The sequence below is a fragment of the Neoroseomonas rubea genome, from assembly GCF_016106015.1.
In the GTDB taxonomy this organism is placed as follows: Bacteria; Pseudomonadota; Alphaproteobacteria; order Acetobacterales; family Acetobacteraceae; genus Neoroseomonas; species Neoroseomonas rubea.
The window spans coordinates 1-11534 of sequence record NZ_JACADQ010000110.1 but is presented as its reverse complement, the minus strand read 5'-3'; the positions used below and the strand labels follow the sequence as shown (position 1 = coordinate 11534).

Below are 11534 nucleotides of genomic sequence, written 5' to 3'. Positions count from 1 at the left end.
CGCGCGCATCGCCGCCCAGTCCGCGAGCGAGACCCAGGCGATCGGCGCGGCCGCCGCCGCCCAGGCGCGCGGCATCGCGGCCGAGGCGGAAGCCGCCGCGACCCGCGCCATCGACGGCGCCAGGCTGGAAGCCGAACGCGCCCGCGCCGAGATCGCGCGGTCCATGCCGGACATCGTCGTCATCGCGGAAGCGTTCAGGCACGGCATGGCCTCCGCCAAGATCGGCACGCTGAACCTCGGCCCGGACATCGTCGCACAGCTCGGCGACGCCTTCGGCGCCGCGCTCGCAGCACCCCGGAAGGGGGGCTGACGGCCATGGCCATCCTCGCCCCCCGGGTGGTGCTGGTGCGGCGGGAGACGGAACTCGACCGCGTCCGCGCCACCCACGCCACCCTCGCCTCCGCCCGCTTCGTTCTGGAGCGGCGGGGGATCGACCTGAAGGAGGTGGAGGCGGCGCATCACGCCTTCACCGAGGCGCTGCGCCGCGTCCGCGCCGCCATCCCGCCGGACTGGCGGCAGGCGGTGCTGATGCGGGGCGAGTTGGAACGCTTCGTCTTCGGGCCGGAGGACATCGTGCTCGCCCTCGGCCCGGACGGGCTCGTCGCAAACGTGGCGAAGTATCTCGACGGCCAGACGGTGATCGGCATCGACCCCGCGCCCGGCCGCAACGCCGGCGTGCTGGTGCGCTTCCGCGTGGCGGAGGCGGAGGAGGCGATCGCCGAGGCCGCCGCCGGCAGCCTCCCGCTCGAGCCGCGCACCATGGCCGAGGCGCGGCTCGACGACGGGGAGAGGCTGCTTGCGCTGAACGAAGTCTTCATCGGCCATCGCAGCCACCAGTCGGCGCGCTACACGCTCATGGCGAACGGGGCGCGGGAGAGGCAGTCCTCCTCCGGCCTCATCGTCGCAACGGGCACGGGGGCGACGGGCTGGGCGGCCTCCATCCAGCGCGCAACGGGGCGGCGGCTCGACCTGCCGCCGACCGCGCAGCGGCTCGGCTTCCTGGTGCGGGAAGCCTGGCCGGGGCCGGCGACGGGGGCGGACCTCGTCGCCGGGCTGCTGGAGGAAGCGCCGCTCACCGTCACCTCCGAAATGGACGAGGGCGGCACCATCTTCGCCGACGGCATCGAGACGGACCGGCTGGCCTTCGGCTGGGGGCGGCGCGTGACGGTGGCGCCGGCCGCGCGGCGGCTCAACCTCGCCGTGCCCGCTTGATCCGTCGCAGGGACGCGCTGCGGGGCGCATGGCAGAATGGCCGCGAGTAAAGGGAGGATCCCGCATGCGCGTAACCGCCGGGGAGGTGCATCAGTTCGAAGATGGCGAGGCCTGGTTCCACCTGCCCGGCGCGCCGGAAGGCGTGATGGTGCGCATCCTCGCCAATTCGCTGGACCCCACTACGGGCCGCGGCGCGCGGGTGCAGATGCTGCGGCTGCCGGCGGGCGCGACGCTGCCCGAGGCGCCGCCGGGCGAAGGCGACTACTGGCAGGAATACCTGCTGCTGCGGGGCGAGGTCGCGATCGCGGGGCACGCCGCGCCGCTGCACGCGCCGGCCGCTCTCAGCATCGCGCATGGCGCGCGGCGCGCGACGCTGACCAGCGCCGGCGGATGCCTGCTGGTGGAGGTGGCGCATTACTGAGCGGCGCGGCGCGCCGCAGCGCCCTTGTCACCTCGCGCCATTGCGCAACGCCCCGCATCGCGCGATGAGCGCGCGATGAACTACCGCCACGCTTTCCACGCCGGGAACCATGCGGACTGCCTGAAGCACGCGCTGCTGGTCTGGCTGCTCGGCGCGCTGGCACGCAAGCCGGCGCCCTTCGCCGTGCTCGACACCCATGCCGGCCGCGGGATGTACGACCTGTCGGCGGAGGAAGCGCAGCGGACGGGCGAGGCGGCGAAGGGCGCGCTGCGGCTCGCGGAGGTGCGGGAAGGGCCGCTCGCGCCCTATCTCGAGGCGCTCCATGCGCAGGGCTTTCCCACGCGCTACCCGGGATCTCCGGCGCTGGTGCGCGCCGCGCTGCGCGATGGCGACCGGCTGATGTGCTGCGAACTGCATCCCGAGGACCATGCCGCGCTGCGCGCGCATTTCGCGCGCGACCGGCAGGTCGCGGTGCATCGCCGCGACGCGTGGGAGGCGATTCGCGCGCTGACGCCCTTTCCCGAACGCCGCGGCCTCGTGCTGATGGACCCGCCCTTCGAGCGGGAGGAGGAGTTCGCGCGCCTGGCGGAGGCGATCATCGCGCTGAACCATCGCTTCCGCGCCGCGATCGTCGCCGCCTGGTATCCGGTGAAGCATCGCGCCCCGGTGCGCGATTTCCACGATGCGCTGAAGGCGTCCGCGGTGCGCGACGTGGTCGCGGCCGAGCTGTGGCTGCGCGAGCCGACCGATCCGCGCCGGCTGAATGGCAGCGGGCTGCTGGTGGTGAACCCGCCCTTCGGCTTCGAAGCCGCGGCCGGCGAGATGCTCGCAGGCCTTCTCGCCGCGCTGGAGAGCGAAGCTGGGGCGGGCCTCTCGGTCCTGCGGGTGACGCCCGAATGATGCGCGAAGCAGCGGGGCTCGACCCTTGCGCGGCGGGTGGGCCAGCCGCGCGTCAAGCCTGAGGCCGACCACCGGCTGTCCCGAGGTCCGCGATCGGCACGAAGCGGCCCTCACCCCTGCGTGCAGGCGGAACGGCTTAGCGGCAAGGGGGCCACGCCCGGCCTTATGGCGGCATGAAGATCGGAACGATGGCGACGGAGACCAGCAGCACTACAATTGTGAACGGCAGGCCGATCTTCACGAAGTCGAAGAAACTGTAGTTGCCAGGCCCGACGACCAGCGTGTTCACCGGCGAGGAGACCGGCGTCACGAAGGCGGCCGAGGCCGCGAGCGCCACCATCATCGCGAAGGGTTGCGGGGAGGCACCGATCTCGCCGGCGACGGCGACCGCGACCGGCGCCATCAGAACCGCCGTCGCGGTATTGGATATGAACAGGCTCAGCAGCGCGGTGATCGCGAAGATCAGGCCGAGCATGACGCGCGGCGAGGCCGCCCCCGCGAAGGCCACGACCATGTCGGCCGCGAGATCCACGCCACCTGTCCGCTGCAACGCGATGGCGAAGGGCAGCATGCCGACAATCAGAACCAGGCTCTTCCACGATATCGCGCCATAGGCGCTCTTGAGGTCGATGCAGCGCGTCAGCCCGAGCAGCAGGCAGGCGATGAGCGCGGCATGCACGGTCGGCAGCCACCCCGCGACGATGACGACGACGAACAACCCGAGGATGGCGGTCGCGAAGACCGCGCGGCCGGCGGCGGGCAGTATCTCCGCGTGCTCGGCCGGCAGGTTCAGCACGACCAGTTCATGATCCTCCGTGCCGAGGCGGCGTATGTCGGACCAGAAGCCGGTCAGCAGCAGCGTATCGCCGGCCTTGAGCCGTTCCTCGAGCAGCTCCGGCCCGACGACGCGGCTGCCGTGGCGGAGCCCGACGACGGTCAGGCCGAATTCGCCGCTCTTCCTCAGATCCAGCACCGAGCGTCCGATCAGGGGCGACTCCGGCGGGACGAGCGCCTCGACCATCCCGATCTCCTGCGAAGGGATGGCGGAGAAGACGCCGCCTTCGAGCGGCAGCACCTCGACCCCGTAGAGGGCGCGCAGTTCCTCTACCCGCGGGCCGGGCGCGCGGACGTCCATCAGCAGGACATCACCCACCTGCAGCACACCCGAGGGTTCGGGCCGGATGATCCCGGTCCCCAGCCGGCCGCGCCGTTCGATGGCAAGCAGGTTCACGCCCTCGGGGCGCAGGTCGATCTCCTCGCGCGGCGGTCCGACGAGGCTGGAGCCGGGCAGCACCCGCACGCGATAGATCCGGCCTTCGAGGCTGTAGCGCTCAACCCATTCCGCGAGGCTCGGCGCCTGTCGGCCACTCGCCTGGGGCGGGCGGCGGTCGGGGAGGAAGCGGCGTGCGACCAGCATGTATCCGATCGCCAAGGCGAGGATCGGCAGCCCGAAGGGCGTGAAGGCGAAGAAGGAGAAGCCCTGATGCCCCTGGCGCACGAGTTCCGCGCTGACGACGAGATTCGGCGCCGTCGCGACGAGCGTCATCATGCCGCTGATCAGCGCCGCCACGGACAGCGGCATCATCAGCTGGGACGGCGCCACGTCCATCGACCGGCAGATGCGCAGCGCGATCGGGATGAAGATCGCGACGACCGCGGTCGAGCTCATGAAGGCGCCGAGGCCCGCGGCGGCAACCATGAGCAGGATCATGAGTCGCGTCGGGCTGCCGCCCGAGCGGGCGCTGAGCATGTCCCCCACCCGCTGCGCCGCGCCCGTGCGCACCAGCGAATCGCCGACGATGAACAGCGCCGCGAGCAGCACGACGACGGGATCGGCGAAGCCGGCCAGCGCCTCGTTGATGGTGATCACGCCGGTCAGGGGCAGAAGGACGATCATCAGCATGCCGACCACGTCCATGCGCGGGCGGTTGGCGATGAACATGGCGATCGCCGCGCCCAGCAAGGCCAGGACGAGGATCAGGTCGTTGGTCATGGGCGTCCTCGTTGTTCGCGGCGCATCCTCATCCCCGCAGGGCCAGCAGCGGCCGCAGCGCATCCGTCACCCCGGTCAGGATGATCTGCACGCCGATGCACAGAAGCAGGAAGGCCGTCAGCTTGGTTGCGACGAGCGTGCCCTGCGGTCCGATCCGCCGCGCGATGGCCGCCGACTGGGCATAGGCGCCCCAGACGCAGATGGCGACCGACAGCGCGATCAGCACCGAGGAGATGGCGCTGACGAGCAGCACCCCCTGCGTCTCCGTGCTGCGCTCCGCCCCCAGCGCGATCGAGGCGGCGATCGAACCGGGCCCGGTCGTCAGCGGCAGCGTGAGGGGGAAGAAGGCCATGCGCTCGATCGGCGCGGTGTCCATCGCCTCCGGCCCTTTCGACGCTTCCGGCACGGCGCGCAGCATGGCCCAGCCAGAGGCCGCGACGGCGAGCCCGCCGCCGATCCGTAGCGCCTCGAGCGATATGCCGAAGAAGGACAGGACGCGGGAGCCGAGGAACAGCGCGACGAGCAGCACGATGAAGGAATTGATCGCGATCCGGCGGGCGAGGCGCGCCCTTTCCTGCGCCGTCAGCCACCGCGTCATGTCGTGGAAGACGAAGGCGATGCCGAAGGGGTTGATGATGCTGATCAGCGTCGAGAAGCCGAACAGCCAGAAGGAGAGCAGTTTCGCGACGAGGAAGCCATCGATCATGGCGCGGCATGCCCACGCCGCATCAGCGCAGTTCGATGGTCACGCCCGCTTCGCCAATGCGCCACTGGCCGCCGGCGCGCTCGGTCCGCAACCGAAGCTCGACGCCGGCGGCATTGCGCAGGAAGCGCGTCTCCGGACCGGTGGGGCTGCCGGCCGCGCGAGGCGCCGTGCGTTCGGTGTAGCGCCCCGCGAAATCCTCGAGCCGGCGGAGGTTGAACACCTCCCCCCGCGCGGAGAGGGTCGAGACGCCGAGGGTGCCGAACTCGATCCCCCGCACGTTGAAGCGGTGCTCCTCCCCCCGGAACCGCAGGCGCCCGCCGCCCACCGAGGCGCCGAGCGCGAGCGCCCCGACGCGCACCTGTTCGATCTCGATCGATCCGTCGGGGTTCGGGTCCGGCCTGGCGCGCGTCTGTGCCGCCGCCGGCATGGCGACGAGCAGCAGGGCGGGGGCGGCAAGCCGGCGCGGAATCCTCAAGGCCATCCTCCCCTCCCCATCCGGGCGCGCAGCCGGGGCGGGCACCCATCATAGCCCCCACGGGATGCCGAGCAGGTACCAGGCCGCCAGAAAGATGGTCCAGATCAAGGATATCCAGATCACATAGGGCAGCATCAGCGCGATCACCGTGCCGACGCCGGCCTCCTTCTGGTACTTGATCGCGAAGGTGACGATCATCGCGAAATAGGCGTTGAGCGGCGTGATCGCGTTGATGGGGCTGTCGCCCACGCGATAGGCCGCCAGCACCACCTCCGGCTCGACGCCGAGTTGCATCAGCAACGGCACGAAGACCGGCGCGAAGATCGCCCATTTGGCGATCGCAGCGGTGATGATCAGGTCGATGCCCATGACCGCGATGACGAAGCCGATGATCAGCGCGATCGACGGCAGGTTCAGCGCCTCGAGAATGCGGGCTGCCGAGACCGCTGCCAGCGTCGCCATGTTGGTGTAGTTGAAGAAGGCGATGAACTGGCTGATCACCAGCAGCAGCAGGATCAGCCCGCCCAACCCGCCGATCGCCTTCTGCATCGCCGCGATGATGTCGGCGGAATTCTTCATGGTGCCGGCACCGCGCCCATAGGCGGCCCCCGCGACCAGGAAGATCAGCGCGATTGTCACGATCAGGCTGTTCATGAAGGGCGAGTTGCTGATCATCGCGCCCGTCGTGGGGTTGCGCAGCGGTGCGCCGGGCGGCAGCAGCAGCAAGGCTATGAAGGCGAGTGCGGCGAGCAGGCCATAGCCGGCGTAGCGCAGGCCGCGATACTCCGCCTCGCTCAGAACGTTCTCGCCGGGCACCTGGTAGTCGCCCGTATATGTCCCCAGGCGCGGCTCGATCACGCGCTCTGTGACAACGACGATCAGCACGGTGAGCAGCACCACCGAACCGATCGAGAACCAGACATTCGCCGCCAGGTCGATCGACCGGCTCGGGTCCACAAGGCGGATGGCGTCGTTGGTGATCTCGGTCAGGATGCCGTCCACCGGCACGATCAGGATGTTCACCAGGAACGCCGCCGCGACAGAGGCGAAGCCCACCGCGAGGCCCGCCAGCGGATGCCGGCCGACCGACAGGAACGCAGCCGCCGCGAGCGGGATCAGCACCAGGTAGCCGGCATCCGCCGCGACCGAGGAGAGGATGCCGACGAAGGTCAGGATCCAGCACAGCGCCCAGCGGGGTGCCACGATCACCAGCTTTCGGATCAGCACCTTCACTAGGCCGGATTCTTCCGCCACGCCGACGCCGACCATCGCGATGATGATCACGCCCACCGCGGTGAAGCTCATGAAGTTGGCCACCACGCCGGTGTACATGAAGCGGATGCCTTCGATCGTCAGAAGGCTCCGCGCCTCGGTCACGGCGGGCTCGATGTTGCCGGTGGCGGGGTTGTAGGCTTGGTAGCTGACCTTCGCGCCGAACACCGACAGGATCGTCGACAGCACGATGATGATCCCGATTAGGTAGACGAAGATCATCACCGGGTGGGGTACCCGGTTGCCTACCCTCTCGACGGCGTCGAGCAGCTTCTGCATCGCGGTCTTGGGCGCTTCGGCGGCTGTGGTCATGCTGCGGTCCTCAGCGCGCCAGCGCGTGCAGGACGCGCACCCAGGACCGCATGCCCTTGAGAAAGCAGTTCAGGTCGTATTTTTCGTTCGGGCTGTGGATCCGGTCGTCCTCCAGCCCGAAGCCGGCAAGGATCACGTCCATGCCGAGCGAGGTCTTGAGCATGTGCGTCACGGGGATGGATCCGCCGCCGCCGATGAAGAAGGCTTCCTTCCCCCACTCGTCCGTCAGCGCCTGGCGGGCCTTCTGGAAGGCCGGCGCCTCGATCGGGAAGCGGATGGCACGCCCGGCGCCGTGCTCGAGGAACTCCACCGTGCAATCCCCCGGCACGCGGGCGCGGACGAAGGCGCGGAACGCCTCCCGCACCTTATGCGGGTCCTGGTCGAAGACCAGGCGGAAGGAGACCTTCGCCGAGGCCTTCGACGGGATGACGGTCTTGAAGCCATCGCCCTGGTAGCCGCCGCCCATGCCGTTGACCTCGCAGGTCGGGCGCGACCAGGTCATCTCCAGCACGCTGCGCCCCTTCTCGCCCGCGGGCAGCGACAGCCCGACCGTGCCGAGGAAGGCCTTCGGGTCGAAGGGCAGCGCGTCCCACTGCGCCTTCAACGCCGGGTCGAGTTCCGGCACGCCGTCGTAGAAACCGGGCAGCGTCACGCGGCCTTCGGCGTCGCGCAGGTCGGCCAGGATGCGTGCGACGACGTGGTTCGGGTTGGTCGCCGCCGATCCGTAGAAGCCGGAATGCAGGTCGCGGTCGGCGGCGGTGATGGTGAACTCCTCCCCCGCCAGGCCGCGCAACATCGTCGTGATCGCGGGCGTCGCGGCGTCCCACATGTTGGTGTCGCAGATCAGGCCGATATCGGCGCGAAGCTCGTCGGCATGCGCCTGGAGGAAGCCGGGCAGGTTCGCACCACCCGACTCTTCCTCCCCTTCCAGCAGGATGGTGACAGGGATGGGCAGGCTGCCCGTCACCTGCTTCCAGGCGCGGCAGGCCTCGACGAAAGTCATCAGCTGACCTTTGTCGTCCGCCGCACCGCGGCCGCGGATCACCTTGGTGCCGTCCGGCCGCGTCTCGATGCGTGGCTCGAAGGGGTCATGCTCCCAGAGCTCCACGGGATCGACCGGCTGCACGTCGTAATGGCCGTAGAACAATGCCGAGGGTCCGTCGCCGGAGCGATGATGCGCGACGACGATGGGATGGCCCGGCGTGGGTCTTGCGTCGGCGGTGAATCCGATCGAGGCAAGGTCCGCCGCGTGCCAGTCGGCGCAGGCGCGGCATTCGGCCGCGAAGGTCGGGTCGGTCGAGATCGAGCGGATGCGCAGCAGCGCGAGAAGGCGCTCGAGCGCCGCGTCGGCATTGGCGTCCACCTGCGCGAGCACGGCGTCTAGCGGATCCATCGCATGTCCTCCTGGCGGGCACATTGTCGTCTTGCCCGCCGTGGCGGATCGCGTGGCCCTGCGGCGACCCTAGTCCGGAAAGCGGGCGCGCCGCCTTGGCATCCTATGCCGCGGCTTGACGGTGCGTCCCGCCGGCGAGGTCATCGTGGCGGCTGCGACGTCGGCTCGATCGATCCGATCGGGCGCAGGCCGCTCCGCCACCGACCGCCGTCCCTGCCCTGCGCCTCTCCATAGGCAAAGAGCGCGCGCATGTAGGCCGTCTCAAAGGGTTCGGACCGCGGCACCCGGAAGTCCGGCCCGATATAGGCAAGGCGGAAGGCCACCCCGTCGCGCGCGGTCGTCAGGTAGATGCGGATGATGTCGTTCACCGCGCTGAAGTGCAGCAGCGAGGACGCCGCGCGCCCCGTGATCGAGATGATCGACCGCTCCGTGCTCGCCCATTCGACATCGAGGCGCCCGTTGCGCACCACCCAGGCCGTGCGCTCCCGCGCCGGCATGCGGCCCTGCTGCTCGGTGCGCAGGTTGATCAGCGGCGGGTAGAGGAACATTTGCAGCGTCGCGCCGCCATCGACGTGCATCTCCTGGTGTCGCGTCCCCTCGTGCTCGACATCGACCAGCACCGGCGGGAAGGCGCCCGGGATCGAGGCCGAGGCCAGCAGGATGCGCCGGAACAACTCGAGGGAACCGGGATGCCCGCTCGCCGCGATCGCCCCGATGTTCCAGAAGACCGGGCGGCCGAGATCGAGATTCGTCGTGCCGATCAGCAGCAGCCGTCCGCGACCGTATTCGCGCGCGATCGCGGCCATCAGATCGGCGTTCACGTGGCGCTCGATCAGCTTGAAGAGCGGCGAGGTATCGCCCAGCGATTCCGCGAACAGCAGCGCGCGCAGCTTGCTGCCGAGCTGGACGATGTCCGAAGGCGCGACCTCGGTGAAGACTTCCCGCAGTTGCGGATCGTAGTCGGAGCCGAGAAATGCGAAGGGTGCGATCAGCGCGCCGGCGGAGATGCCGGTCACCAGATCGAAGCTCGGTCGTCGGCCGGATTGCGTCCAGCCAGTCATGAGGCCGGCCCCGAAGGCGCCGTTGTCGCCGCCGCCGGACAGCGCGAGGAAATGCGCCGGCGGCAGGAGCCCCCGCGGCGCAGCGGCCAACTGACGTCGCTGCATCTCCTGCCATTCGGTCACCAGCGCGCCGGGATTCGAATCGACCCAGAACCGCGCATTCGACACGCCAAGGATCGGGATGGATTCGATGGCCGGCGGCGGAGGCGGGTCGAGGCGGCTGATATTCGCGCAGCCGGCCGTCACTATCAGCAGCATGGCCACAAAGGCCCGCCGACATGCTCCGACGTCGCGCTGCATCAGGCCCATCCTTCCGGCTTGCGGTCCCGCGCGCCGGTCCGACCGCGGGCCGCCATCCTAGGCGACTGCATGTGACGCCTGGAACCGCGGATGCGTCAGAACCGCACCACCGCGGCAAAAAGGAAGCGATTGGCGATGCCATGCCCGATGCCGCCCGACCCGGCCGCCGATGCGCCGCCGTAAAGATCGCGCCGCGTGAACACGTACTCCAGCCCGACATCGAGCCAGCCACTGCCGAAGACGCCGTTGCGGATGTCCGCGAAGGGGCTCCAGATCAGGTTGGCGAAGACCTGCTGCGTCTCCCGATTCAGCGACAGCGCCGAGGCCGATCCTGGCGCGAAGGCGAGTGCGTAGGACGGGTAGTCGTTCCGCGCATAGGCATAGGAGAAGGTGCTGCGCAGCGTCGTCGCCCAGAACCGGCGATAGGCGAGGGTCGCGCCATAGGACGGGATGGTGTCGAGCCCGGGTACGGTCACGCCCGGCAGGCCGAGGTCGGTCAGCGCGTCCTGCCCGGATGTCTGCCCCGCGAAGTAGCGGCCGATCCCGTCGCCGTAGAAGGCCATGGCGGCGATCTCGTCCTGGCCGAGCGCCTCCCACAGCAGTCTCATCGGAATGCGGACATGGCCGGCCACGCCCCAGCCCGGCGCGGTCTCGGAGACCGCGACGGGCGCCGCCGTTCCGTCGGTGCGGATCTCGATCTGGCGGAGGATGCCGCGCAGGCCGAGTTCCACCCCGTCCTGCCGCCAGGTCAGGCGGGCTAGCAGGTCGGGGACCGAACTCACCGCCGGGCTCGCGCCGCCCTGCAGGCTCGCCCCCGGCGTGAAGACGCCGAGCGCGGAGGTGAAGGCGGTCTCCGGTGCCTCGATCGAGACCTGACCGGTCAGGCCTTCCGCGAGCCGCCCGCTCAGGCGGATCTGCGCCTGGCGGACGAAGGACTGGTTCAGGTTCGTCGCGTCGATCAGCGTCTCGAAGACGCCTTCGTTCCACAGGCTGTTCGCCTGGCCGATCAGCACGCGCATGCGCTCGTCGCCGAGTTCCGCCCAGGCCTGGCGCAGCCGGAAGACGGCGTTGGAGGAGGTCGGCGCGCCACCGCCGAAATCGCCCTCGAGCCGCGTTTCGAGCGTGCCCCAGGAGGTCAGGGTGCGCGTGTCGAAGCCGAAGCGGCTGAAGCGCGCGGTCATGCCGAAATCCCCGCCCTGGCGGTCGGCGGCGCTGCCCGTCAGCGGGATGGATTGCGGCGGCGGCGCGTCGGTCTGGTTGCGCGGGCCGAGGTCGTAGGCGGCGGTCAGCTTTGCGAAGCCATAGAGCCGGACCTGCGTGTCGGTGCCCGGCACGCGGAAGGCGATGCCCGGCAGGTCGGAGCGCAGCGCCTCCTCCGTCGCGAAGGCGCGGCCCATCGGGTCCGGCGGCGCGAGCCCGGGCGGATCCACGGCGCGCTGGGGCGTATCCGCCTGCGCCTGCTCCAGCGCGGCGCGCGCGGATACGCCCC

Annotated in this window: 11 protein-coding genes; 4 read left to right on the top strand and 7 right to left on the bottom strand. The window is 70.2% G+C overall.

Annotated elements, in window-relative coordinates; all coding sequences use genetic code 11:
• The 4 genes from HW577_RS12480 to HW577_RS12465 form a co-directional block, all read left to right on the top strand.
• On the top strand, positions 1-310 hold a 310-nt coding region (locus HW577_RS12480; RefSeq protein WP_198376462.1), incomplete at its 5' end, for a hypothetical protein.
• A gap of 5 nt (positions 311-315) precedes the next feature.
• On the top strand, positions 316-1212 hold the full coding sequence (locus tag HW577_RS12475; protein WP_198376461.1) for a diacylglycerol kinase catalytic domain-containing protein: 897 nt from the start codon (positions 316-318) through the stop codon (positions 1210-1212).
• Between the two features lie 64 nt (positions 1213-1276).
• A complete protein-coding gene (locus tag HW577_RS12470; RefSeq protein ID WP_198376460.1) occupies positions 1277-1633 on the top strand; it encodes a hypothetical protein in 357 nt (118 codons plus the stop codon).
• A 75-nt stretch (positions 1634-1708) separates the two neighbouring features.
• Positions 1709-2533, top strand: a complete 825-nt coding sequence (locus HW577_RS12465) for a 23S rRNA (adenine(2030)-N(6))-methyltransferase RlmJ (protein WP_198376459.1) — start codon at positions 1709-1711, stop codon at positions 2531-2533.
• A 163-nt stretch (positions 2534-2696) separates the two neighbouring features.
• Here the strand turns inward: HW577_RS12465 and HW577_RS12460 are convergent, their stop codons facing one another.
• The 7 genes from HW577_RS12460 to HW577_RS12430 all read right to left on the bottom strand — a co-directional run.
• Positions 2697-4526 (bottom strand): SLC13 family permease, encoded by a 1830-nt coding sequence (locus tag HW577_RS12460; RefSeq protein WP_198376458.1) that lies wholly within the window; start codon positions 4524-4526, stop codon positions 2697-2699.
• Positions 4527-4554: 28 nt separating this feature from the next.
• Complete coding sequence (locus HW577_RS12455) at positions 4555-5232, bottom strand: MarC family protein (protein ID WP_198376457.1); 678 nt, start codon at positions 5230-5232, stop codon at positions 4555-4557.
• Positions 5233-5254: 22 nt separating this feature from the next.
• A complete protein-coding gene (locus HW577_RS12450; RefSeq protein ID WP_198376456.1) occupies positions 5255-5713 on the bottom strand; it encodes a hypothetical protein in 459 nt (152 codons plus the stop codon).
• Positions 5714-5755: 42 nt separating this feature from the next.
• Positions 5756-7291 (bottom strand): AbgT family transporter, encoded by a 1536-nt coding sequence (locus HW577_RS12445; RefSeq protein ID WP_198376455.1) that lies wholly within the window; start codon positions 7289-7291, stop codon positions 5756-5758.
• A 10-nt stretch (positions 7292-7301) separates the two neighbouring features.
• Positions 7302-8684 (bottom strand): M20/M25/M40 family metallo-hydrolase, encoded by a 1383-nt coding sequence (locus HW577_RS12440; RefSeq protein WP_198376454.1) that lies wholly within the window; start codon positions 8682-8684, stop codon positions 7302-7304.
• Positions 8685-8824: 140 nt separating this feature from the next.
• Positions 8825-10003 (bottom strand): patatin-like phospholipase family protein, encoded by a 1179-nt coding sequence (locus tag HW577_RS12435; RefSeq protein ID WP_198376453.1) that lies wholly within the window; start codon positions 10001-10003, stop codon positions 8825-8827.
• A gap of 137 nt (positions 10004-10140) precedes the next feature.
• Positions 10141-11534: DcaP family trimeric outer membrane transporter (locus tag HW577_RS12430; protein WP_198376452.1), on the bottom strand; the 1394-nt coding region annotated here is incomplete at its 5' end.